Annotated in this window: 21 protein-coding genes; 5 read left to right on the top strand and 16 right to left on the bottom strand. The window is 34.6% G+C overall.

The features are described from left to right. Positions 1 to 53: 53 nt before the first annotated feature. The 8 genes from DFQ05_RS05315 to DFQ05_RS05280 all read right to left on the bottom strand — a co-directional run bounded on the left by DFQ05_RS05315 (position 54) and on the right by DFQ05_RS05280 (position 6850). Entirely contained in the window at positions 54 to 1295 is a 1242-nt protein-coding gene (locus DFQ05_RS05315; RefSeq protein WP_132704352.1) for an NRAMP family divalent metal transporter, read from the bottom strand. After that, positions 1288 to 1842: an RNA polymerase sigma factor gene (locus tag DFQ05_RS05310; protein WP_132704350.1), complete on the bottom strand. Its 555-nt coding sequence runs from the start codon at positions 1840 to 1842 to the stop codon at positions 1288 to 1290. Before DFQ05_RS05310 ends, DFQ05_RS05315 begins: the two co-directional genes overlap by 8 nt. Further along, positions 1833 to 2855 (bottom strand): glycosyltransferase, encoded by a 1023-nt coding sequence (locus DFQ05_RS05305; RefSeq protein WP_338419699.1) that lies wholly within the window; start codon positions 2853 to 2855, stop codon positions 1833 to 1835. Before DFQ05_RS05305 ends, DFQ05_RS05310 begins: the two co-directional genes overlap by 10 nt. Positions 2856 to 2952: 97 nt before the next feature. Beyond that, the gene (locus DFQ05_RS05300; protein WP_132704348.1) at positions 2953 to 3156 is read right to left on the bottom strand and encodes a membrane or secreted protein; all 204 of its coding nucleotides are present in this window, start codon (positions 3154 to 3156) and stop codon (positions 2953 to 2955) included. 125 nt (positions 3157 to 3281) lie between these two features. Continuing rightward, the gene (locus DFQ05_RS05295; protein WP_132704346.1) at positions 3282 to 4064 is read right to left on the bottom strand and encodes an anti-sigma factor; all 783 of its coding nucleotides are present in this window, start codon (positions 4062 to 4064) and stop codon (positions 3282 to 3284) included. 10 nt (positions 4065 to 4074) lie between these two features. Beyond that, positions 4075 to 4605 carry an RNA polymerase sigma factor gene (locus tag DFQ05_RS05290; protein WP_132704344.1) on the bottom strand — a complete coding sequence of 177 codons (531 nt, stop codon included), beginning with the start codon at positions 4603 to 4605 and terminating at the stop codon, positions 4075 to 4077. 40 nt (positions 4606 to 4645) lie between these two features. Then, complete coding sequence (murB, locus tag DFQ05_RS05285; RefSeq protein ID WP_132704342.1) at positions 4646 to 5659, bottom strand: UDP-N-acetylmuramate dehydrogenase; 1014 nt, start codon at positions 5657 to 5659, stop codon at positions 4646 to 4648. Continuing rightward, positions 5660 to 6850, bottom strand: a complete 1191-nt coding sequence (locus tag DFQ05_RS05280) for a pyridoxal phosphate-dependent aminotransferase (protein WP_132704340.1) — start codon at positions 6848 to 6850, stop codon at positions 5660 to 5662. It abuts the gene before it with no gap. A gap of 236 nt (positions 6851 to 7086) precedes the next feature. Here DFQ05_RS05280 and DFQ05_RS05275 point away from each other — a divergent pair, with 236 nt between their 5' ends. Next, positions 7087 to 8313, top strand: coding sequence for an aspartyl protease family protein (locus DFQ05_RS05275; protein WP_241974216.1), 1227 nt, complete (start codon positions 7087 to 7089; stop codon positions 8311 to 8313). 16 nt (positions 8314 to 8329) lie between these two features. Here DFQ05_RS05275 and DFQ05_RS05270 read toward each other — a convergent pair whose 3' ends face one another. Beyond that, entirely contained in the window at positions 8330 to 8758 is a 429-nt protein-coding gene (locus tag DFQ05_RS05270) for a DUF1573 domain-containing protein (RefSeq protein WP_132705085.1), read from the bottom strand. A 186-nt stretch (positions 8759 to 8944) separates the two neighbouring features. On the opposite strand from DFQ05_RS05270, the gene DFQ05_RS05265 reads away from it, so the two are divergent. Beyond that, on the top strand, positions 8945 to 11605 hold the full coding sequence (locus DFQ05_RS05265) for a valine--tRNA ligase (protein ID WP_132704336.1): 2661 nt from the start codon (positions 8945 to 8947) through the stop codon (positions 11603 to 11605). Positions 11606 to 11769: 164 nt separating this feature from the next. Then, the gene (locus tag DFQ05_RS05260; protein ID WP_132704334.1) at positions 11770 to 13206 is read left to right on the top strand and encodes an NADP-dependent isocitrate dehydrogenase; all 1437 of its coding nucleotides are present in this window, start codon (positions 11770 to 11772) and stop codon (positions 13204 to 13206) included. A gap of 50 nt (positions 13207 to 13256) precedes the next feature. On the opposite strand, the gene rodA is transcribed toward DFQ05_RS05260, so the two are convergent. From rodA to purH, 6 genes are all read right to left on the bottom strand, one after another. Next, on the bottom strand, positions 13257 to 14537 hold the full coding sequence (gene rodA / locus DFQ05_RS05255) for a rod shape-determining protein RodA (RefSeq protein WP_132704332.1): 1281 nt from the start codon (positions 14535 to 14537) through the stop codon (positions 13257 to 13259). Continuing rightward, positions 14530 to 16467 carry a penicillin-binding protein 2 gene (mrdA, locus tag DFQ05_RS05250; RefSeq protein ID WP_132704330.1) on the bottom strand — a complete coding sequence of 646 codons (1938 nt, stop codon included), beginning with the start codon at positions 16465 to 16467 and terminating at the stop codon, positions 14530 to 14532. Before mrdA ends, rodA begins: the two co-directional genes overlap by 8 nt. Next, a complete protein-coding gene (locus DFQ05_RS05245) occupies positions 16464 to 16967 on the bottom strand; it encodes a rod shape-determining protein MreD (RefSeq protein WP_132704328.1) in 504 nt (167 codons plus the stop codon). The genes mrdA and DFQ05_RS05245 overlap by 4 nt, the downstream gene beginning before the upstream one ends. Beyond that, positions 16960 to 17781: a rod shape-determining protein MreC gene (mreC, locus tag DFQ05_RS05240; RefSeq protein ID WP_132704326.1), complete on the bottom strand. Its 822-nt coding sequence runs from the start codon at positions 17779 to 17781 to the stop codon at positions 16960 to 16962. The genes DFQ05_RS05245 and mreC overlap by 8 nt, the downstream gene beginning before the upstream one ends. Positions 17782 to 17791: 10 nt before the next feature. Next, positions 17792 to 18820, bottom strand: coding sequence for a rod shape-determining protein (locus tag DFQ05_RS05235; protein ID WP_073082502.1), 1029 nt, complete (start codon positions 18818 to 18820; stop codon positions 17792 to 17794). A 157-nt stretch (positions 18821 to 18977) separates the two neighbouring features. Beyond that, a complete protein-coding gene (purH, locus tag DFQ05_RS05230; RefSeq protein WP_132704324.1) occupies positions 18978 to 20507 on the bottom strand; it encodes a bifunctional phosphoribosylaminoimidazolecarboxamide formyltransferase/IMP cyclohydrolase in 1530 nt (509 codons plus the stop codon). 146 nt (positions 20508 to 20653) lie between these two features. Between purH and DFQ05_RS05225 the strand changes: the two genes are divergently transcribed. Both DFQ05_RS05225 and DFQ05_RS05220 read left to right on the top strand, forming a co-directional pair. Continuing rightward, a complete protein-coding gene (locus DFQ05_RS05225; protein ID WP_132704322.1) occupies positions 20654 to 21904 on the top strand; it encodes an ABC transporter permease in 1251 nt (416 codons plus the stop codon). 84 nt (positions 21905 to 21988) lie between these two features. After that, on the top strand, positions 21989 to 23242 hold the full coding sequence (locus DFQ05_RS05220) for an ABC transporter permease (RefSeq protein ID WP_132704320.1): 1254 nt from the start codon (positions 21989 to 21991) through the stop codon (positions 23240 to 23242). A gap of 34 nt (positions 23243 to 23276) precedes the next feature. On the opposite strand, the gene DFQ05_RS05215 is transcribed toward DFQ05_RS05220, so the two are convergent. After that, the gene (locus DFQ05_RS05215; RefSeq protein ID WP_132704318.1) at positions 23277 to 23732 is read right to left on the bottom strand and encodes a GAF domain-containing protein; all 456 of its coding nucleotides are present in this window, start codon (positions 23730 to 23732) and stop codon (positions 23277 to 23279) included. Positions 23733 to 23820 lie beyond the last annotated feature (88 nt).

Here is a 23820-nt window from a genome sequence, read left to right as displayed (position 1 = left end):
TAAAATTTCTTTTTCAATAGCACAAAGATACAAAGTAAAAAACAAAAATTAAGCTAAAGAATTGTTACAAACCACACACTAAAACCAACTAGAAAAACAATACCTAACCAACTTAATATGTTTATTATTCTTTTTGGGCGATAGGCTTTTGGAACGTGCTCGGCGTTAATAAGTTTATAGTTTGCAATAGCATAAAAAGGTGCGGTTAAAAAAGATAAAACCGTGGCTATTTGTACTAAGTCTCCAAGATTTGCACTTAGAAAAAAGAATATAGACAATGTTCCGGCAAATAAAACACCTAACCATAGTCTATATGTTTCTTTGAACTTAAAATTTGAGAGAAGCGCCGTAGTACGAGACATTACTCTTGGCGAAGCATCAAAGGTTGTAAGTGTGGTGCTAAACATTGTAGTAACTGCTGCAATGCCAATAATTGCATAAGCCCAATCTCCTAAGCTATTTGTATACATTATGATAAGTTGAGAAGAAAATCCTGCTGCCGATGTTTGTAACACCTCACCAGAGCCATAAAAAACTAAGGCGCCAAGCGTAAGAAAACCTAATCCAAGGAGAATAGTTGTAATGTATCCTATATTAAAATCGAAAATAGATGATTTGAAATCGACTAAGTTGTCGTCTTTCTTTTTCTCTAATGACCAAACGGAATGCCAAATGGAAATATCTAAAGGCGCTGGCATCCAACCCATAAATGCTATTAAAAAAAGCCATTGTGACTGCTCTGGGAATATTTGACGGATGCTCAAAGGATTTTCAGAATTAAAACCTGAAGCGAAAACCGATAGTATAGTAGAAAGTGTAAGGGTGAGTACTATCAATTTCATCAAACGGTCCAAAAACTTATAACGTCCCAGAACTAAAATAGCAATACAAATTAGTAAAATAATAAGCGTCCATATTTGAACACTAGTTAGTGTGTACCCTACAAATGATACCGTTTCAAACTCGTAAATAACATAGGAGGTTAAACTTGCTGTTACAATAGTAACTGCTGTTTGTATGGTAAACATCGTGGCAAAAGTGAGTAAGAAATACAGTGCTAAAAATACTTTTCCTAATCTATAATAGCCGTCTATAAGACTCTCGCCAGTTGCCATGGCATATTGTGGTCCATACCTAAAAAATGGATACTTAAAAAGATTTACTAGCAATAATGCCCAAACCAAGCCAAAACCAAAATCGGCGCCTGCCCTTGTTGATTGTACCAAGTGAGATACCCCAATAGCCGCTCCCGCAAACAGTAAGCCAGGACCTAGTTTTTTAATACGACTAAGCATTAGGATTTGTTAGAATTTGCGCTAATAATTTTTTCGCCCTAAGGAGCTTAACCTTTACATTATTCATAGGTTCTTTGAGCTCTTCGGAAATATCCTTGTAACTCATCTCTTGAAAGTATCTTAGGTTAATTACTTCTTGATAATGCGGTTTTAATTTTTTGATGTTTTTAAGGAGCTTTGCCAGGTTTTGCTCTCGAATAATTTTATCTTCTGGTGTTGGTGATTCGTCTGGAATATCATAAACTATATCATCATCTTTAGTTTGTATTTTACTTCTAATGGACGATTTGTGTTTACGAATTAAATCGACATGAATATTCTTTGAAATGGTTATCAGCCAAGTTTTAAAGACGTATTTATCATCAAATGTGTGTATTTTATCAAATGCTCTAGAAAACGTTTGAATAGTAATATCTTCTGCATCATTCTCATTTTCTGTCCGTTTTAACTGAAAACCATAAACATCGTTCCAATAGGTATCTAGTAAAAATTTAAATGCAGCTTGGTTGTTATCCTTAGCAAGCTTAATGGCTTTTTTTATTTCCAATGTTTTGGTTTTGAAACGATATTAGCACTAAATATAGCTAATTGAAAAATAATTAGAAAAATTTCAAGCAAAGGCGTTAGCAGTATTAAGTCTTTTTCATTTAATTTTTTCGCAGAGTATCCTACTGTAAGGTATAAGATAATAATTCTAAGAATTAAAATGCCAAGTACAATTTTCCATTGAAAACCTGCAATAAGAAGGATGACAGCTAAAGTGTAAAATGATATTTGACTCACGTAGAACAACCCCAGCAAAAATTGATCTAAATGCTTATACTCGTGCGCAGTACTTACATGTCTACGTTTTTGAATCCACCATGATTTAAAGGTTTTTTTAGGTTCTGAAACTGTAAAGCTTTCTGGTGAATAACACAGTGCTGTGTTCCCTTTTGTTGCATTTTCGTTTATAAACAAATCATCATCACCAGATCTAGTAGACATGTGATTAATAAAACCATTGCTAGTAAAGAATTGTGCTTTTCTATACGCTAAATTCCGTCCTACGCCCATATAAGGGTTGCCAACTTTAGCATAAGAAAAATATTGAAAAGCGGAGAACAGTGTTTCGAAGCGAATGAGTTTATTAAGTAGCGAATACTTGATTTTCTTATAAGCACCATAGCCAAGAACGATTGATTTTTTCTTACTAAAATGTCTAGCCATGTGTGTTATCCATTGATTAGAATTGGGTGTGCAATCTGCGTCGGTAAAAATCAAAAAATCATGTTTGGCTGCTTTTATGCCTAATGTCAAGGCATATTTTTTATTTCCCCAGAAGGGTTCTATAGATTTTACATCAACTAGTTTAATGTTCCGATGTTTCTCAGCAAAACTTTCCATAACCTCTAATGTATCATCAGAAGAGCTGTCGTTGATTAAAACAACTTCAAAACTTTTGTAATCTTGTTCGAGTATTTTTGGAAGATTTTGTGTCAAGTTCTCGGCTTCATTTTTAGCACAAATAATTACCGATACAGGAATGTTGTAAGCTTTGCCTTTTTTTGGCTTACTCAAACCAAAAAAACTTAGAAATATACTGTAGTAAGCTAACTGAATACAAGCAATAACTAGAAAAAGATAAAACAGTATAGAGATTATAGTCATTTATAGACTATGAGTGTTGAGGTTCAGAACAAGAATCGAATTGGTCTGGCGTTTTTCCGCAAAAACCGCAGGCTTCTCCTTCTTTATTAAGCATTGGATTTTGACTAGCACAAGTCCCTGCAAATTTACCATCTTTTTTAGCCCAAATTTTTATTGCAATACCTGCAATAGCTAGAAGTAAAAGTCCAAGGGTTATAAGTAGCAGTTTCATATTAGTAATATCTAAAATCAAGACAAAGATACTGCTTTTGTAGAAATATTGATGGATTGTCTTACGTGTTATAAGAAAAAAAAGCCGCCATAAAAGGCGGCTTATAAATTATTTCAATATTGTCTTTAATTATCTTTAAGTGATATTTCGGCAACTTCAGTTTCTTCTAAAGAAGAGGAGCCATTTTTATTTTGAATAACTATGCTCAATGCTAAAGCGTCCTCCATGTAAGGTATTGGCTTTAAGGAACGTTGATAGTCTTCTAAATAGCCGAGACTAACCATTTTATCCTCGAGTTCTGCTCTTAATTGATAATATTGGTTTTCTGGTAGTTTAGGCAAAGACACTACGTCTATCATAGAGGTTTTTTCAATAGGGTTAATGTATGCTACAGTTTTTAAATTCTTAGCACGCTCGTTTCCTTCTAAGACATACTTTCTAGAGTCAGGATTATTCAGTTTTTGTAATTGAATTGCCAATGCATCTAATTTAGAATTGTTTTTATCGATATCGTCTCGAAGGTCAAAAATCTCCTCAACTACGATATTATTCTCGCTACTTAGAGCTTGATTCTTTTGGTACAACACAAGACTCCATAAACCAAATCCTACAGCGGCAACACTTGCAGCAATGCTATACCAAGGTGTTTTACGCTGCGGCATTGTTATAACTTTAGTTTCTTCTTTTGTAGATTCTAAAATCTTATTTAATACACCTAAAGGTGCCTCTACAGCATTAGCCTTGGCAACAATTTCTAGATTGGTTTGCAGTTCTTCAAAAGCCTCTGCAATTTCGGGATTATTATCTATTTGGTGTTCAACTTCCAAATTTTCAGCAATGGAAGTGTCACCTACTAAATAACGCTCTAGTAAGCCCGATTGTAAAAAAGATTGTAATTTTTCTTCCATAATTATTAATTTAAAAATCGTAAACTTTTTTTAGCTCTCGTAAGCCAATTTTTAGTCTAGATTTAACTGTTCCGAGCGGAATATCTAACTCGTCACTTGCTTCTTGTTGTGTCATGCCCTCAAAAAATAAAGCATTAAGCACAATTTGATATTTTTCTTCTAGTCTGGCTACGTGTTCTTTAATGTCTAATACATCTTGATTTAACTTGTTGCCAGGTAAAATATATACGTTAGAGTTGTCGATTTGGACTTCTTTATGGTAACGATTATTAAAACTCCTTAACTTATCAATAGCTGTATTTCTAGCAATCCGAAATAGCCACGTGAATAGCTTGGCTTTAGATGCATCGTATTTATGGGCGTTTTTCCAAACTTTTATAAATGTTTCTTGTAAGGCGTCTTCGGCTATTTCTTCATTTTTTGTCACTTTAAGAATGGCACCGTATAAACTGTCTGAATAGTTTTCATAAAGTAAATTCAAGGCAAAATGGTCTTGACGTTGGAGAAGTTGTACGATGCGTTGTTCTATATTCTGACTCAATGTTGTTTAATTTAGTTAGCGTTAGGGCAATGGCTTAAAATTAAATAATATTTACTTCTGTTTCGATATTTATGCTAAATAGTCTGTAAATTGTCTGTTGTATAAGTAGTGCCAGATTGTAAATGTCTTTACCTAAAGCGTTTCCATAATTAACGAGGACAAGCGCCTGCTTATTATGTACACCGTAGTTTCCGAATCGTTTTCCTTTAAAACCAGCTGTCTCGATAAGCCAACCAGCAGGAACTTTAATTTCTGAGTCAGAAACCACATAATGTGGGGCATTAGGAAAGTTATTCTGAAGTTTCTTGAATTGCGATTTGGTAATTACAGGGTTTTTAAAAAAACTTCCGCTATTGCCAATATCTTTGGGGTCTGGTAGCTTACTTTTTCTAATGGCAATTACAGCGTCTGATACATCTTTAATTGTTGGATTTGTAATATTTACCTCAAGCAATTGATTCCTTATGGCACCATAGTCTAGGCTTAAGTTATGGTGATTTTTGGTAAGTTTTAAACGGACGCTTGTTATTATGCATTTACCTTTTAATGCTTGTTTGAATATCGATTCTCTATAACCAAAATTACATTGGTCTTTGTAGAAAGTTGTTTCAGACTGTGTTTTTATGTCAATAACCTTACAAGATTCAAAAACATCTTTAAATTCTACACCATAAGCACCGATATTTTGAATAGGAGCAGTGCCAATATTTCCTGGAATTAAAGACATATTTTCAACACCTCCGTAACCTTTTTCGATACAATAGAGTACGAAATCGTGCCAGTTTTCTCCCGCATTTGCTTCTAGGATAATGTGGTTATTACTTTCTTCAACAACAGAAATCCCCTTAAGATTTAAATGTAAAACAAGCGCATCAATATCTTTGGTTAGGAGCATATTGCTACCACCTCCTAAGATAAAAATTGGTTTGGATGCTTCTAGTTTTAAAATAGATTTTAAGTCGTCTAGAGTTTGTATATCTGCATAACGTTGAGCTTTGGCCTCGATACCAAAAGTATTAAAGCGCTTTAATGATACGTTTTCTTCGATGGTCATTTAATCTTTGTAGACTTTTAATGCCTCAGCAATAATATTTACAGCTTTTTTTAAACTGTTTTCATTAAGTACGTATGCAATCCTAATTTGGTTTAGACCTACGTTTGGTGAAGAGTAAAATCCAGCAGCAGGAGCAACCATAACTGTCTCATTATCATAACTAAAATGCTCTAATAGCCATTGCGCAAAATGATCAGAATTTTTTACGGGTAATTGTGCAATACAGTAAAAGGCACCATTTGGTTTAGCGACCTTAACGCCATCGATTTTCTCCAATTCTGTAATTAGTGTATCTCTTCTGCCAACGTATTCTTCAATAACTTCTATGAAGTAAGAGTCAGGAGTATCTAAAGCCGCTTCACTAGCAATTTGCGCTAGGGTTGGAGGACTTAATCTAGCTTGAGCATATTTTAAGGCAGTCTGAATTACTTCTCGGTTTTTTGATACCAAATATCCAATTCTGGCACCACACATACTATAGCGTTTAGATACGGAATCTATAACTATGGCGTGTTCTTTTAAGCTTTCCTCTTGAAGAATAGAGTAATGAGAAATACCGTCATAAACAAACTCGCGATATACTTCATCGGCTATTAAAAATAAATCATGCTTTTTAACTAAATCTGCTAATTTTTTTATTTCTTCTTTTGAATATAAATAACCTGTTGGATTTCCAGGGTTGCATATAAGAATTGCCTTTGTTTTTGGCGATATCAATTTTTCGAAATCTTCAATAGGAGGTAAGGCAAAATTATCTTCTATTTTAGAAATAACCGGGACAACATTAACGCCAGATGCCGTAGAAAACCCATTATAGTTGGCGTAGAAAGGCTCTGGTATAATTATTTCGTCATCTTCGTCCATAATACTGCCAAAAGCAAAAAGTAAGGCTTCGCTTCCGCCAGTAGTAACAATAATATCGTCGTGCTTTACATTGATGTTGTTTTTACTGTAGTAGTTGGCTATCTTTTTTCTGTAATTCTCAGAGCCTTCAGAACGGGTATATGCTAAAATATCCAGGGAATGTACTTTAACAGCGTCTAAAGCTACTTGAGGTGTTTTTATGTCTGGCTGACCAATGTTAAGATAGTAAACGGTTTTTCCATCTTTCTCGGCTTGTTCTGCAAACGGCACCAACTTTCTTATTGGAGACGAAGGCATTTTATGACCTTTTTCAGAAATTCTTGGCATAATTATTTACGTATTTTAAAGTCTTAAAGTTTGTTTAAAAAATCATTGCAAAATTAAGGTATTACAGGTAGAATTGTATTTTTATTTTAATGAATATCCCAGATAGACCTATTAAGTTTTTAATTACAACTGTTTTATTTGGTTTTTGCCTTTTTATGAATTCGCAAAATAGCTTTAATCTTAGAGCTAATAAAAGTTCAAAAATCAGGTTTAAGCTGATAAACAATATTATTGTTATGCCAGTAGAGTTAAATGGCATAAAACTATCCTTCGTTTTAGATACAGGAGTAAGTAGGCCTATTCTTTTTAATCTTGCAAATTTAGATTCGCTTCAGATAAAAAATACTGAACAATCTTATCTTAGGGGTTTAGGGCGAAATGGTAATGTTCAAGCTATACGTTCTAGAGGAAACATAATAAAAGTCGGTGAAGCTATAGCTGTTAATCGAGATATATCCATGGTTTTCGATCCTAGTATTAACTTTACGGCGCGATTAGGTGTACCTGTTCATGGAATAATTGGATATGATATTTTTAAGGATTTTATTGTTGAAATTAATTATCAATCTAAATATATAAGATTGCATAAAAGGCGATTTTTCAAGCCTAAAGCATCAAAGAAATGGAAAAGGGTATCCATAGAATTAATAAATAGAAAGCCTTACGTTAAAGGATTTGTTTCCTATGAAGACCAAAAAATACCTGTAAAACTTCTTATAGATACAGGTGGAGGCGACTCTTTATGGTTGTTCGAAGGAAGTAAATCCGAAATAAAAGTTTCAGACTCCTTATATTTTGAAGATTTTTTAGGGAAGGGACTAAGTGGCCCGGTTTATGGTTTACGTTCTAAACTACCGTTTTTCGAATTAAGCACGTTTGGTTTTAAAAACGTTAATGTAGCTTACCCAGATTCATTGTATCTAAGTACCGCTAGAACAATAAAAGGAAGAAACGGCAGTGTCGCTGGGAATATCTTAAAGCGATTTAATGTTTTTTTCGACTACAGCAACAATGCTTTATGGTTAAAGAAAAATGGGAACTTTAAATTACCATTTTATTACAATAATAGTGGTATTGTTTTAGAGCAAAGAGGAGTAAGGATGGTTAAGCAGCGACAGAAACAAGTTGCGACAGATAGTTATGGACGAGAAGTAGAAGGTAATTTAGGAATAGATTTTTCGGATACTTACAAATATGTTCTAAAACCTTCTTACGAGGTAGTTGAACTGCGTAAAGATTCAAATGCAGATTTGGCTGGAGTAAAATTGGGAGATATAATTTTATCAATAAATAAAAAGGATGTCAGTGAATTAACACTTCAACAAGTCAATGAATATTTTTATAACAAAAAAGGATTTTTACTGAGATTACTTGTAGAAAGAGGTGGAAAAACTCGGTTGATTAAATTTAAATTAGACGATGTCTTCAAAAAAAAGAGCCCTCAGATTGAAGGCTCTAATTAAATAAATTTTATAATTTTTATTGCTCTACTGAACTTTTTCCTTTTTTGTCTAAGACACTACTTTTACTAGGGTCAATAACTAAACCTTTAATTTTTAAAGCTACTGTCGGAGTATCAGCATTAGATATAACAGTTATTGTTTTTCTAATAGGGTTTACACGATTAGTATCGTATTTAACTTCAATTTCTCCGCTCTCGCCTGGCATAATTGGTCCTTTCGGTTTTTTTGGTACAGTACAACCGCAGGTAGATTTAACACTAGATATAATAAGAGGCGCATTCCCTGTATTCGTAAATTCAAAAGTTCGAACACCGTCGGCACCTTTCTCTATAGTTCCGTAATCAATAACGTCTGTTTTAAATTCAATTTTCGCAACCTTCTTGTCTTGAGCAGTTAAGCCTAAACTCATGACTCCGATAAATAAAATTGTAATTATTCTTTTCATCATTTTAATTTTAAAAAATTAGTCTATCAAAATTATGTACTTTTTCGTTCTCTGCAAAATTAATCCGTTGTAATGCATCCTATTTAACAATAATCAAACTTTTTAGGTACATTATCTATACAATTATTCTTCAAAAAAAGAAATATAAGTACTTTTGTCAGTTATTAGCAAAAACGATACCAAAACATGGAAATTCCTTCAAAATATAACGCTTCTAAAGTAGAAAGTAAGTGGTACGACTACTGGATGAAGCACAATTATTTTCATTCAACACCAGACGAAAGAGAGCCTTATACTATCGTTATACCTCCACCAAACGTAACAGGAGTGCTACACATGGGGCATATGCTAAATAATACCATTCAAGATGTTTTAATACGTCGTGCTCGATTATTAGGTAAAAATGCGTGCTGGGTGCCAGGTACAGATCACGCATCCATTGCAACAGAAGCTAAAGTCGTCGCTAAATTAAAAGAACAAGGCATAGATAAAAACGATTTGTCTAGAGACGAATTCTTAAAGCATGCTTGGGAATGGACAGAAGAATATGGAGGCGTTATTTTAGAACAGCTAAAGAAGTTAGGATGCTCATGTGATTGGGATAGAACAAAATTTACAATGGACGATGATATGTCCGAAGCGGTTATTAAGGTATTTGTTAATTTGTACAACAAGGGCTTGATTTATCGCGGATATCGAATGGTAAATTGGGACCCAGAAGCAAAGACGACTCTGTCTGATGAAGAGGTTGATTATGTTGAAAAGCAAGGAAAACTCTATCACATAAATTATAAAATTGAAGGTTCGGACGACGTTTTAACAATCGCTACAACTAGACCAGAAACCTTACTAGGAGATACTGCAATATGTATTAACCCTAACGACCAACGCCACATACACCTAAAAGGGAAAAGAGCTATAGTTCCAATCAACAACAGGGTGGTGCCTATAATTGAAGACGAGTATGTCGATTTAGAATTTGGTACAGGATGTCTTAAGGTTACGCCAGCACATGATGAGAATGATAAAATGCTAGGCGATAAGCATAATCTTGAAGTTATTGATATCTTTAATGAAGACGCTACTTTAAATTCTTATGGTTTGCATTACGAAGGTAAAGACCGCTTTGTTGTGCGTAAAGAAATTGTTAAAGAGCTTGAAGAGCTCGGCGCTATTGTTAAGATAGAAGACCATACGAATCGTGTTGGTATTTCAGAGCGTACAAAGGCCATTATAGAGCCACGCCTGTCGGACCAATGGTTTTTAAAGATGAAAGATTTGGCAGAACCTGCTATTAAAGCAGTTTTAGAGACGGAAGAGATTAAGCTCCATCCAAAACATTTTAACAACACGTATCGTCATTGGATGGAAAACATCCGTGATTGGAACATATCGCGTCAATTACGTTGGGGACAGCAAATCCCTGCCTATTATTATGGTGATGGAAAAGAAGATTTCGTCGTTGCAGAAACAAAAGAAGAAGCCTTTAAATTGGCTAAAGAAAAGCTATCTGTCGCTTCGAGCGATTCCGAAACTTCGGGAGAGACGTCTTTTAAAATTGAAGACCTTCGCCAAGATGCCGATGCATTAGATACATGGTTTAGCTCTTGGTTATGGCCAATTAGCGTGTTCGATGGCATACGAAATCCTGAAAACGAAGAAATAAACTACTACTATCCTACAAACGATTTGGTAACAGGACCAGATATTCTATTCTTTTGGGTGGCACGTATGATTGTTGCTGGTTATGAGTTTAAAGGACAGCGTCCTTTTCAAAATGTATATCTCACAGGTTTAGTGCGCGATAAGCAACGTCGTAAAATGTCTAAATCTCTAGGTAATTCTCCAGATGCATTAAAGCTTATTGAAGATTATGGCGCTGATGGTGTACGTGTTGGTTTATTGTTGAGTTCTGCTGCGGGTAATGACTTAATGTTTGACGAAGAGTTGTGTAATCAAGGAAAATCATTTGCCAATAAAATTTGGAATGCTTTTCGTTTGGTAAAAGGCTGGGATGTTGCAGATATAGAGCAGCCAGAGTCTTCTAAAATTGCCATAGATTGGTATAAAGCTAGATTCCAAAAAGCATTAGCCGATACAGAAAATAATTACAGTAAATATCGTTTGTCCGATGTGTTAATGACAAGCTATAAATTAATATACGATGATTTTTGCGGATGGCTATTAGAAATGGTTAAGCCCGTTTATGGTAAGCCAATAGATGCAAAAACATTTAATGCCGTTATACAAGTTTTCGAGGATAATCTTAAAGTCTTACATCCATTTATGCCATTTTTAACAGAAGAAATCTGGCAGTATATGGCAGAGCGAACGCCAGAAGAAGCTTTAATTATTTCAAAATATCCAGAATTAGAGTCTTATGATTCAAAACTCATCGAGGATTTTGAATTGGTAAAAGAAGCAGTTTCGGGTATTAGAACTATAAGAAAAGAAAAGAATATTGCTTTTAAAGATGCTATTGAACTTTCAGTAATTAATAATGAAGGTTTAGAGGCATCCTATAATAGTGTTATTGCAAAAATGGGTAATATTTCTAATCTTGAAACGGTTACAGAACCTCTTGAAGGCACATTAACCTTTAGGGTAAAGTCTAATGAGTACTTTATTCCAATGGCTGGAGCAATTAATGTTGAAGAGGAAATTAAGAAACTAACAGAGGAGTTGAACTATACCGAAGGTTTCTTAAAATCGGTACAGAAAAAACTTTCTAACGAGCGTTTCGTAAACAATGCGCCCGAGCAAGTTGTAGCTTCAGAAAAAAAGAAAGAAGCTGATGCTCTCGCAAAAATCGAAACGATTAGTGCCAGCTTAAAAGCGCTTCAGTAATTAAATAATAGTAATATCATATTCAAAACGTCACAGTTATGTGGCGTTTTTTTGTTATACATAAGTGTTAGTTATGCTTACCATAAGAAACATATATGAAAATATATGAAAAATTCTATTCACCTTTGCGGTATTATTAATTTTCAACACTTAAAATTACGAATATGATAAAAGTAACATTAGCAAAAGGAGATGGTATAGGTCCAGAAATTATGGATGCCACATTAAGTATTCTCGATGCTGCAAATGCAGATATAACTTTCGAAGAAATTCAGGTGGGCGAAAAAATGTATCTCAATGGTCATACAACAGGAATTTCTAACGACACTTGGGAAACAATTAGAACGAATAAGATTCTTTTTAAAGCGCCAATCACAACACCTCAAGGTGGCGGATACAAAAGTTTAAACGTTACTATGCGTAAAACATTAGGCTTATATTCTAATATCCGACCATGTACAAGTATGCATCCTTTTGTGCAAACCAAACATCCTGATATGGATGTTGTGATTATTCGTGAAAATGAAGAGGATTTATATGCTGGCATCGAACATCAGCAGACAGATGAGGTTGTTCAGTGTCTTAAACTAATTAGTCGTCCTGGTTGCGAAAAAATAATTACTTACGCATTTGAGTACGCTATAAGAAACGGTCGTAAAAAAGTGACTTGTTTTACCAAGGACAATATTATGAAGCAGACAGACGGACTGTTTCACGAAGTTTTTAACGAAGTAGCATTGAAGTATCCTCAAATAGAAACAGAGCATTGGATTGTAGATATCGGCGCCGCTTTATTGGCGGATTCTCCAGAACGATTTGATGTTATTGTAATGCCTAATCTTTACGGAGATGTTATGTCCGATATTGCCGCTCAGATTGCTGGTTCAGTAGGTTTAGGAGGTTCGGCCAATATAGGTCAAGAATGTGCTATGTTCGAGGCTATTCACGGTTCTGCACCAGATATTGCAGGCAAGAATATTGCTAATCCTTCAGGTTTAATTAATGCGTCTATAATGATGCTAAATCACGTAGGAAAGAATAAAGTAGCAGAGAAGATTCATAATGCTTGGTTGCGTACAATAGAAGATGGTGTCCATACGGCGGATATTTACGACCCCATTATGAGTACCAAAAAAGTGGGAACTAAAGAATTTGCTGAAGCTGTTATAGCCAATCTTGGTGAATTGCCAAAACAATTACCATCGGTTGTTTATGAAGAAAGTACACCTCTAGTTTTGCCAAAATATCAGCGTAAACCAGCTAAAGATAAAAAGATTGTAGGTGTAGATGTTTTTGTAGATTGGCACGGCGAAGATGCGAACGAGTTGGGTGCTATTTTACAAAAACTAAACAACGATGCTTTAGAATTGGTTTTGATAACAAATAGAGGCGTAAAGGTATGGCCACATGGCTTTAAAGAAACATTTTGTACAGACCACTGGCGTTGTCGTTATGCAGCTAAAGATGACGTGCTATTAGATAAGGGAAAAATCGTAGAAATATTACAAGCAGGTTTAGAACATAACATAGATATTATAAAGACTGAAAACCTATATACGTTTGATGGAAAACGAGGCTATAGCTTAGGTCAAGGTCAATAAATCGAATAAAGTACAAATGAAGAAAGCAGACTGAAAAGTCTGCTTTTTTATTACCATTCATTAATTTTATTACTATCCAACTTTACAAAAATAAATAGCAAAATAGTAAAGCTCCATAACCCGGAGCCACCATAACTGATAAAGGGAAGAGGTATTCCTACAGTTGGAATTAGTCCCATGACCATACCTATATTTATAGTAAAATGAAGAAAAAAGATAGAAGCCACGCTGTAGCCATAAACTCTACTAAATTGAGATTTCTGATTCTCAGCGAGATAAATAATCCTAATGATTAAGAAAACGAATAAAATAACGACAAAACTACTCCCAAGAAATCCCCATTCTTCGCCAACAGTGCTAAATATGTAGTCCGTATCTTGTTCTGGAACAAATTTCCCTGTTGTACGTGTGCCCTGCATAAAGCCTTTACCCCAAAATCCACCTGCACTTATCGCTTCCTCTGATTGAATCAGATTATAAGCTTCGGCTTTTTTCATGCGTTCTAATTTCGCAGGGTCTTTTTCTAGACGCAGCCATAAACTAATTCGGTTTTGCTGATGCGGTTTTAAAATGTTGTTATAAAATAGTTTTACGCCCGAAGCAAAAATTAATGAAACGATTAAAATTAATATTGGCTTAAAAATTGAATTGTTTCTTTTTCGCTTTAAAAAATAAACGCCAAAAATAATTAGTGCCGCTAATAATCCTGTAATTGTTAGTCCATATTTCAATGCTAGGACAGCTAAAATCAGTAAAGAAAATCCTATAATAATGTAGATTTGCTGAAGACCTTCGCGATAGAAAACAAAGAAAAATGAGGCATAAACCAAAGTGCTTCCGGCGTCATTTTGCAATAGAATTAGTAAGGCAGGTAAAAAAATTAGCGCAGCTGCTTTAAGCTGATCTCTTATAGTTTTTAAGTTAGTTTGGATATCACTTATGTATTTTGCCACCGCTAGAGCTGTGGCAAATTTTGCAAATTCGCTTGGCTGTATGGTCATGCTCCCAATCCCATACCACGAGCGTGCGCCATTAATGTCTTTTCCAAAAACAAAAAGGCCGAGTAAGGATAAAATAGCGACGACGTATATAATACTTGCGAAACGTTCGTAAAATTTGGCTTCTACTGATAGTATAAGTACAATTAAAACTACAGAGAGTCCCATGAAAACAAGTTGCTTTCCATAAGATTCGCTCATATCTAGATAATTGGTGATTTCACCTTCATGTGAAGCAGACATGATGTTTAGATATCCAAATCCAATTAATAGCAGATAAATAATAATAATTACCCAATCGAAACTAAAACGTCTTTGGTTTTCTCTAATCATTGACTCTCTCTATTCTGCGTTTTTTACGTTGAAGTTCCTCGAATTCTTCTTCGGATATTGGGTCTAAAATTGTTTCTCTGTTGATGCCAAAAGGCTCTCCAGAGTAAGGTTTTTTATATTCGTGCTCAAGAGAATATCTTAGAACAAAATTCTCTAAGTCGGTTCTGGTTATTTCATTTCTAAGATATTTTTCAATCATTAAGCTTGCTATTTTTCCTGCGAAACGACTTCCAAAATAACCATTTTCAATAAAAACAGCTATGGCAATTTTAGGATTGTCTTTTGGTGCAAATGCTACAAATATAGAATGATCTGTAAGCTGAGTCTTTACACTATCTATTATGGCAAAATTTTCTGCTGTTCCTGTTTTTCCACAGATTTCTATTCCAGGCACTTTAAGCATTTTAGCGGTTCCTTTGTTGTACACATCGAACATGCCTTGAACGACAGGTTCAAAGTGTTTTTTATCTATTGTAGTGTATTTTGGTGTTGTAAATTTAGAAGGAATGGTATCGTCTTCAATTTCTTTAATGATATGTGGTGTGTAGTAGTAACCTCGATTTCCTATAGCTGCTGCCATATTGGCTAATTGTATTGGTGTTGTTAAAACTTCACCCTGTCCAATAGCGTTAGAAACCGTAAATGTAGGATACCATTTTCCTTCGCCATAAGCTCTGTTATAAGTTTGAGATGTTGGGATTTTTCCGGGTTGCCCAACAGATAAATCGTTATTTAAATAATCACCTAATCCAAAACTTCTCACATGCGCACTCCACTTATCCATGGCCTCTACACGAGATTGGTACTTGTCCATTATTTTTAGATAAACATTCCCAAAATAGGCATTGCAGGACTCATATATGCCTAAATTCATATCAGCTGGACTTCGATGCACGTGACATCCCATACGCTGATTTCCGTATTTAAAACCTAAGTTGCATCTAAATTTATCTTGTGGCGTAACCACGCCTTCTTGAAGGCCAATTAACGCATTTAAAGTTTTAAAAGGAGAACCTGGTGGATACATGGCTTGTAAGCCTCTATCAAAGAGTGGTTGTGCTAGACTGTCATTATACAGTTTATTAAAGTTTTTAGAGCGATTACGCCCAACTAGTAAATTTGGGTTATAAGTTGGTCCAGAAATCATTGCTAAAATTTCGCCACTGCTTGGCTCGATAGCAATAATACCGCCACGCTTATTGGTCATAAGCAACTCTCCATACTCTTGTAATTTAGAGTCTATTGTAATAGTAATGTCTTTGCCAGGTTTTGCTATAGTATCGTACTTGCCATCTTTAAATGGACCTAAATCTCTATTAAATCTATCTTTCTGAATAAACTTTGTACCTTTTACACCACGTAAAATTTTTTCGTAAGTCTTTTCGATACCTTGTTTGCCAATTAAATCACCTTTGCCATAATAGGCATCTTTATCGATTATCGATTGATTAACCTCTCCGATATCACCCAAAACATTTGCGCCTATGGTCTTTCGATAAGTCCTAATAGAACGCTTTTGGATATAAAAACCGTCGTATTTGCGCATTTTTTCTTGAAGAAAAGCATAATCGTCCTTAGATAAATTCGATAGAAAAACATAGGGTAATCTGGGCGAGTAGGCTTTCGCTTTAGTGTAGGTTTTTATAAAATCTTCTTTTGTGATTTTTAATAACGAACAAAACTCTAATGTATCTAACGGCTCAACTTCTCGTGGGATGACCATAACATCGTAAGATGGTTGGTTAGCTACTAAAAGTTCTCCGTTTCTATCGTAAACATAGCCACGCTTAGGATAGGTAAATACCTTACGAACAGCGCTATCATCAAGCGGGTTATACGACGAAGCGTCATAAACTTGAAGATAATATAACCGCGCTATAAATGCCAGACCAACAAAAACAACTAAAGTTAGAAGTAATAATTTTCTCATTTTCGGGCTTTAAATAACAGAATAAGTAACGTGCTTAAAACAACTGTAAATAGACTAAAAACTAACGTCTTTTTAAGTATGAGAAGTATTTGAAAAATGTTAAAAATTTCTAGATTAAAAACTATAAAATGATGAAACAAGGTCATAAACGAGATGTAAATCACCAATTCATTAAGTTGTAATTTATTAAACTTTAAAATTTGATGGTCGTATAAGGTGCCAAAGGCATATTTTAGGAATATCGGTCGCACAAAAGCCAAGGCAACAGAAGCTCCGGCATGAACACCACCAGAATCTAAAAACATATCGACTAATAAGCCTAAATTAAAAGCGCAGAGTAAAAAAAGAGGACGATTGCTCTTTACAGGAAATAATAGAATAAAAATAATATAGATATACGGATTTATATAGCCTAGCAAATTTATATTGCTGCATATTGTTACTTGGGCTAAAAGCAATACAAAAAATCGAATGGTATTTGAAGCTAAAGTATTATTCATTATTTAAGGCTTCAAGATTTTGTATTTCTTCTATATCGTTATTTTTTATGATATAAACGTGCTGTAAAGTCGTCATATCATTAAATAATTTCACCTCAATAGTATATGTGTCTCCTGTTGCATCTGTAGAGAAATTTTGTACAGTACCAATGCCAATTCCCTTAGGGAAAATGGCCGACTGCCCACCAGTGACTATCGTATCACCAATATTTAGTTTAGCAAACTGAGAAACGTCTTCTAGTTGAGCCAAATAAGGCGATTTTGTATTCCAAGTTAAAGAGCCATTTTGGTTAGAGGATTTCAGCTTAGCATTAATGCGACTCTTTTTGCTTAATATAGATAATACTGTCGAGAATTTATTTGAAGTATTATCGATAATTCCAACGATTCCTTTAGAAGTAATTACTCCAAAATCTTGTTTTATGCTATCGCGTTTGCCTCGGTTTATGGTTAGATAATTATTTGGTAAATTATAACTGTTTTTATAGACTTGTGCAGGAATAATGCTAAATCTTTTATCTCTAAGGGTTGAGTCTATTGAGGTAATATCATTAGTGCTTGGAGTATTTAAAAGCTGTTCGCGAAGTCGTTTATTTTCTTCTACTAATATTGAATTCTGTTCTTTTAAATCAAAATACTGACCTATGCTGTTAACTGTGCCATATACGCCTCCTGTAAGACTGTTAGCGGAATTAATAAATTTACTTCGGTGATAGGAGTGCGACTGTATGGTCATCGATAATGCAATACCAAAAAGTAATAAAAACAATAAAGATGTTTTGTTTCTTATTACAAAATTGAAAATTTGTTGCATTATTTAATTCCTATTTAATCAATACGCTTTTGTATTTATTTAAGTTTTTAAGTGTGATTCCAGTACCACGAACAACAGCTCTTAATGGGTCTTCTGCAATGTAAACTGGTAAATCAGTTTTTTGCGATAAACGTTTATCCAAGCCCCTTAGCATAGATCCTCCACCAGCTAAATATATACCAGTATTGTAAATGTCTGCTGCTAATTCTGGAGGTGTTTGCGATAGGGTTTCCATTACAGAATCCTCTATGCGTAAGATTGATTTATCTAGAGCTTTTGCAATTTCGCGATAAGAAATTTGAACTTGTTTAGGTTTTCCTGTAAGTAAGTCACGTCCTTGAACACTCATGTCTTCTGGAGGTAAATCTAAATCTTCAGTTGCAGCACCGATTTGAATTTTAATTTTTTCTGCAGTACGGTCACCAACATAAAGATTGTGCTGTGTACGCATGTAGTAAATAATGTCATTTGTAAACACATCACCAGCGACCTTTACAGATTTATCACAGACAATCCCACCAAGGGCAATAACAGCAATCTCGGTTGTACCACCACCTATATCAACAATCATGTTACCTTTAGGTTGCATAATATCTACGCCGATACCAATAGCAGCCGCCATAGGCTCGTGGATAAGATATACCTCTTTACCGTTAACACGCTCGCAAGATTCTTTTACCGCTCGCATTTCTACTTCTGTAATTCCTGAAGGAATACATACTACCATACGTAATGCAGGATTGAATAATTTTTTCTTAAGCGCAGGAATATTTTTAATAAAAAGATTAATCATCTGCTCAGAAGCATCAAAATCTGCAATTACACCATCTTTAAGCGGTCTAATTGTTTTAATATTCTCATGGGTTTTTCCTTGCATCATATTAGCCTCTTTACCCACAGCAATAATTTTACCTGTGAGTCTATCTCTAGCTACAATAGATGGGCTATCGACGACAACTTTGTCGTTATGGATAATTAAAGTATTAGCTGTACCTAAATCAATGGCTATTTCTTCAGTTAGGAAATCAAAAAATCCCATGTGTTATTCTTGTATTTTGGGGTGTGTATTCTCTTAAAATGTCGCTTAACGGTAAATGTAATAAAATATACGCTATTTCCGAGATTATAGATGTTTATTACTCTGTTTTTTTTGAATTAATTTTATCTATCGAATAATAATGAAATTAAAACACAAATTAGTGCTTAAAATGGCGTGTTCCTGTAAAGACCATTGCCATATTATTTTGATCACAATAATTAATGCTTAATTCATCTTTTATTGAACCACCTGGCTGAATTACAGCTTTTATCCCGGCCTTATTTGCAATTTCTACGCAATCTGGAAATGGAAAGAATGCATCACTTGCCATAACGGCACCATCTAAATCAAAATTGAAAGATTTTGCTTTATGAATAGCTTGATTTAAAGCGTCAACACGACTTGTTTGTCCTGTGCCACTAGCGCATAATTGTTTGTTTTTTGCCAAAACAATGGTGTTAGATTTGGTGTGTTTACAGATTTTTGAAGCAAAAATTAAATCTTCAATTTCTGTTAAACTTGGTGATAGCTTAGTTACAGATTTTAAATCTTCAGGACGGTCAGTTTTACTATCGCGTTCTTGAACTAATGCACCATTTAAACACGTTCTTACAGTAGTTTTAGGTAATTCTACATCATTAAGAACTAAAAGAATTCTATTTTTCTTGCCTTTTAAAATATCTAAAGCATCATCGCTAAAAGATGGTGCAATGACAACCTCGCAGAATAATTTATGGATTTCTTCGGCAGTAGCTTTATCAATTTCAGTATTCGAAATTAGTATGCCACCAAATGCAGATACTGGGTCACCAGCTAATGCATCTACATACGCTTGGTGAACAGTATTACGTTGAGCAAAACCACAAGCATTGTTGTGTTTTAATATAGCAAATGTTGGTGCTTCGCCCTTAAATTCTAAAATAAGATTTACAGCAGCATCAACATCTAAAAGGTTATTGTAGCTTAATTCTTTACCGTGAAGTTTAGTGAACATAGCATCGAAATCTCCGAAGAAAAATCCTTTTTGGTGAGGATTTTCTCCATATCGAAGCACTTTTCCATTAGTCTCGCTTATTTTCAGTACAGCTTCTTCATGATTTTTATTGAAATAATTAAAAATCGCTGTATCGTAATGTGAAGACACATTAAAAGCTTTTGCCGCAAAACGTTTTCTATCTTCTTCTGAGGTCTCTCCGTTTTTAGTGTTTAAAAGTTCTAAAAATTCAGAATAATCATCAACCGAAGATACACAAGTAACATCTGCATAATTTTTGGCAGCCGCTCTAATTAAAGAAATACCACCAATATCAATTTTTTCGATAATGTCTTGATTGCTTGCGCCAGATGCGACGGTTTTTTCAAACGGATATAAGTCAACAATAACCAAATCGATTTGAGGGATATCAAATTCTTGCAATTCAGCCACGTCACCCTCATGGCTTTGACGATTTAATATACCTCCAAATACTTTTGGATGAAGCGTTTTTACTCGTCCGCCGAGTATCGAAGGATATGAGGTTACCTCTTCTACAGGAACGACATTAATCCCTAAATCTTTAATAAATTTCTCGGTGCCTCCGGTAGAATAAATGGTAACGCCAAGGTCGTTTAATTTTTTTACGATAGGCTCTAAGCCATCTTTGCTAAATACCGAAATTAGTGCCGATGAAATGGTTTTGTTGCTCATGTTGTTGTATTGTAAAATAATGAAAGGCACAAAAATACAGATTACTCCAAAAAAAGAAGACCGTAAACTAGACTTTGTTTAAGTTTTTTGTAACATAAAATTGTTGACAACGTCTTATGATTATATTTACACAAACTAAGAAGTCAATGCTCGTTTATTTACGGTTGTTTAAGGAGAGTTTTTACTTTGCATTAAATGCATTGCGGAATAATAAACTTCGTACGTTTTTATCGCTTTTGGGTGTAACTGTGGGTATATTTTCTATCATTGCCGTTTTAGCGGCCGTAGATTCTTTGGATAGAAATATAAAAGATAGTCTCGAAGGTTTAGATAAGAATACAATTTACCTAAGTAAATACTCTTTTGGCCCCACACAAGTACCACGTTGGCAGCGTGACCGATTTCCACAAGTAGAGCATGACGCTTTTGAATTTGTAAGACGAAACATTGCAGACATCGAGGCTTCTGCCTACGTTATTTTTGGTGGTGGAGAAACCATTAGGTATCAGGCTGAAACATTGACTAATGTTGAGGTAACACCAATTTCTGAAGGTATATATACAATAGATAACTTAAAAATTTCTCAAGGGCGTTTTTATTCCGAGTTAGAATCTGAAAAAGGGGCACCAGTCATTGTTCTAGGGTATACCTTAGCCGAAAATTTATTTGGAGACGAAGTTCCTATCGGTAAACAAATCAGAGTTTATGGTCGTAAACTTACGGTTATTGGTGTTTTAGGGAAATATGGAGATGGTTTAGGAGACTCACCAGATGTAAAAGCATTTGTGCCAGCAAATTTTGTTAGACAATTTAGAAATGGCGGCGCAGATGGTCTTCCAGGTGCTGTAGTAATCAAACCAAAAGCAGGTGTAGATATCGCAGCTTTTGAAAGTGTTTTGAAACAAAAATTTAGAGTTTACAGAGGTCTTAAAGCCGATGAGGACGATAACTTTTTTGTAAATAAACTATCGGGTCTTGTAGCAGCTGTGGATAGCATTATTGGTGTTATGAACGGTATTGGTTGGATGATAAGCCTATTTTCTTTATTAGTTGGAGGTTTTGGTATTGCTAACATTATGTTTGTAAGTGTAAAAGAACGTACCAATCTCATAGGTATTCAAAAATCGCTAGGCGCAAAAAATAGATTTATTTTATTTCAGTTTTTGTTTGAAGCGACCATCTTGGCTATTGTTGGTGGATTAGTAGGTCTTGGTCTAGTATGGATTTTAACGTTAGTCGCTTCTGGAATGGCTGGTGATTTTCAATTTGTATTATCACCAAAAAATATGCTTCTTGGATTTTCGTTATCCACAGTTATAGGACTAATATCTGGCGTTTTACCAGCACTTAGAGCATCACGCTTAGACCCTGTAGAGGCTATTCGTACAGGTATGTAAAATACCAGTTCTTTTTTTAGGCTTTCTGTAACAGTTTTTTGGTTTGGAGATTTTATCTTTAAATTCTGATTAAATTAGTCACCAATGTTTGTTTATCTAAGACTCTTAAAAGAAAGTTTTTCATTTGCTTTTAATGCACTTCGAAATAATAAGTTGCGAACATTTTTATCGCTTCTTGGCGTAACCATTGGTATTTTTTCAATTATTGCTGTTCTTGCGGCTGTAGATTCTTTAGACAAAAATATTAAGTCTCAACTCAGCGCTTTAGATAGTAATACTATGTATTTGGCACGATTCTCTTTTGGTCCAACCGATGTGCCACGTTGGAAACGACAGCAATTTGATAAAGTTAATTATAACGAATACAATTATTTAAAAGACAATCTATCTGGAGCAGAACACGTAGCTTACCAATTATTTGTAAGACCAGAAAGTGTGCGCTATGAGTCCGAGGTTGTTAGTAACGTTAATACGGTTGTGGTCTCACATCAATTTGCAGATATTCAAACTTTGGAGTTTTCTAAAGGACGTTTTTATAACGAAGCGGAATCTAATTCAGGTAAACCAGTAATAGTTATTGGAGACGAAATAGCTAATTCGCTTTTCGGAGATTTAGAACCCATTGGAAAACGTATTCGGCTTTATGGTCAAAAGTTTACGGTGATTGGCGTCGTAAAGAAAGAAGGCTCGGGATTGTTTGGCGATAGTAATGATGTATCCGTTTTTCTTCCAGCAAATTTTGTTAGAAATCGTTACGGTGATAATAACCGAAACATAAACAATATTGTAATTATAAAACCAAAGCCAGATGCAGATATAGCAGAGTTAAAGGCAGAAGTTACTCAGATGATGCGTAATCGACGAGGTTTAAAGCCTAATGAAATAGATACGTTCTTTATTAGCGTTATTTCTGGATTAAAAGATGCCATTGATGGAATTATTGGAAGTATGAATTTTATTGGTTGGATGATTAGTTTATTCTCGCTTTTGGTTGGTGGTTTTGGTATTGCCAATATTATGTTTGTAAGTGTAAAAGAACGCACAAACCTTATTGGAATTCAAAAATCGTTAGGTGCTAAGAATCGATTTATTTTGTTTCAGTTTTTGTTTGAAGCTGTTATACTAGCTGTTGTTGGTGGAATTGTAGGCTTAATAATGGTTTGGCTAGGAACCTTTGCGGCAGATGGTCTTACCGAAGATTTCGATTTTGTTTTATCGCCAAAAAATATGCTTATTGGCTTCACAATTTCTTCAATAATCGGCTTAATATCTGGTGTAATTCCGGCGCGTAGAGCATCTAGACTAGATCCAGTTGAAGCCATTAGAACTGGTATGTAAAAGCCCATCCTAACCTTCCCAAAGGGAAGGGATTCTATAAAATCTTCGCCACTTCTTTACAAACAAACTCTAAAAAGCGCTCATCTGCTTCGGTAAATGGGTCAGCGGTGTTAGAATCAATATCTATTTGGCCAATATTTTCACCATTTACAAAAATTGGGACTACAATTTCAGCTTTAACGGTTATACTACACGCTATGTAGTTGTCCTGAGCTTTCACATCTGGCACAACAAAATTTTGATTACTTACAGCTACTTGTCCACAAATCCCTTTCCCAAAAGGAATAATAGTATGGTCTGTTGGCTCGCCAACATATGGGCCAAGCTTTAGTTCGTGCTTGTCTCCGTTTTTAAAATAAAATCCAACCCAATTATAATAATCGACACTCGTTTCTAAAAGTTTGCATATGTTTAAAAGCTTTTCGTCACTAGTAGTCGAAGCGTTAGTCGTTATTTTTGTTATCTCTGGTTTTAATTCGCTAAAAGTCATTCATCAAAAATTTTGGTAAAAATATCTAAAAAGTGCTACTTTCAAATTCCATTTCTATAAATTTAACAGCACACTAACATATAGTCTT

Origin of the sequence: Winogradskyella wandonensis, assembly GCF_004346845.1 — a bacterium.
Lineage (GTDB): Bacteria > Bacteroidota > Bacteroidia > Flavobacteriales > Flavobacteriaceae > Winogradskyella > Winogradskyella wandonensis.
This window is presented reverse-complemented; position numbering and strand designations above follow the sequence as displayed.

Bases quoted from the DNA above. Each gene is read 5' to 3' on its own strand.
- DFQ05_RS05225 (WP_132704322.1), top strand. From the start codon at position 20,654: ATGCTCGTTTATTTACGGTTGTTTAAGGAGAGTTTTTACTTTGCATTA.
- mrdA (WP_132704330.1), bottom strand. From the start codon at position 16,467: ATGAGAAAATTATTACTTCTAACTTTAGTTGTTTTTGTTGGTCTGGCA.
- DFQ05_RS05300 (WP_132704348.1), bottom strand. From the start codon at position 3,156: ATGAAACTGCTACTTATAACCCTTGGACTTTTACTTCTAGCTATTGCA.
- DFQ05_RS05280 (WP_132704340.1), bottom strand. From the start codon at position 6,850: ATGCCAAGAATTTCTGAAAAAGGTCATAAAATGCCTTCGTCTCCAATA.
- DFQ05_RS05275 (WP_241974216.1), top strand. From the start codon at position 7,087: ATGCCAGTAGAGTTAAATGGCATAAAACTATCCTTCGTTTTAGATACA.
- murB (WP_132704342.1), bottom strand. From the start codon at position 5,659: ATGACCATCGAAGAAAACGTATCATTAAAGCGCTTTAATACTTTTGGT.
- DFQ05_RS05245 (WP_132704328.1), bottom strand. From the start codon at position 16,967: ATGAATAATACTTTAGCTTCAAATACCATTCGATTTTTTGTATTGCTT.
- mreC (WP_132704326.1), bottom strand. From the start codon at position 17,781: ATGCAACAAATTTTCAATTTTGTAATAAGAAACAAAACATCTTTATTG.
- DFQ05_RS05235 (WP_073082502.1), bottom strand. From the start codon at position 18,820: ATGGGATTTTTTGATTTCCTAACTGAAGAAATAGCCATTGATTTAGGT.
- DFQ05_RS05220 (WP_132704320.1), top strand. From the start codon at position 21,989: ATGTTTGTTTATCTAAGACTCTTAAAAGAAAGTTTTTCATTTGCTTTT.
- DFQ05_RS05215 (WP_132704318.1), bottom strand. From the start codon at position 23,732: ATGACTTTTAGCGAATTAAAACCAGAGATAACAAAAATAACGACTAAC.
- DFQ05_RS05315 (WP_132704352.1), bottom strand. From the start codon at position 1,295: ATGCTTAGTCGTATTAAAAAACTAGGTCCTGGCTTACTGTTTGCGGGA.
- DFQ05_RS05270 (WP_132705085.1), bottom strand. From the start codon at position 8,758: ATGAAAAGAATAATTACAATTTTATTTATCGGAGTCATGAGTTTAGGC.
- DFQ05_RS05295 (WP_132704346.1), bottom strand. From the start codon at position 4,064: ATGGAAGAAAAATTACAATCTTTTTTACAATCGGGCTTACTAGAGCGT.
- rodA (WP_132704332.1), bottom strand. From the start codon at position 14,537: ATGATTAGAGAAAACCAAAGACGTTTTAGTTTCGATTGGGTAATTATT.
- DFQ05_RS05265 (WP_132704336.1), top strand. From the start codon at position 8,945: ATGGAAATTCCTTCAAAATATAACGCTTCTAAAGTAGAAAGTAAGTGG.
- DFQ05_RS05260 (WP_132704334.1), top strand. From the start codon at position 11,770: ATGATAAAAGTAACATTAGCAAAAGGAGATGGTATAGGTCCAGAAATT.
- purH (WP_132704324.1), bottom strand. From the start codon at position 20,507: ATGAGCAACAAAACCATTTCATCGGCACTAATTTCGGTATTTAGCAAA.